Here is a 237-nt window from a genome sequence, read left to right as displayed (position 1 = left end):
GCCTCGGAGCACGCCGCCCATGCCAAGGAGCACTTCAGCGCCGCGGACAGCCACGAGCTGCGCACGCCGCTGGCAGCCATCGTCGGCTGGGCGAATGTGCAGAGCCAGCCCGGCGTCGAGGCGAGCACGCTGCAGCGCGGCGTGCCGGCCATGGCGCGCACCGCGCAGGCGCAGGCCTTCCAGGTGGCGGACCTGCTGGAGATGAGCCGCATCATTGCCGGAAAGCTGCGCCTGGAC

1 protein-coding gene is annotated in these 237 nt (G+C 72.6%); it reads left to right on the top strand.

Annotated features, from left to right (window positions below):
• Positions 1–237, top strand: a 237-nt coding sequence (locus tag AC0IZJ_RS28755) for a histidine kinase dimerization/phospho-acceptor domain-containing protein (protein ID WP_471855696.1), incomplete at both ends; no start/stop codon positions are given.

The sequence above is a fragment of the Roseateles sp. AC306 genome, assembly GCF_979253795.1.
This window is presented reverse-complemented; position numbering and strand designations above follow the sequence as displayed.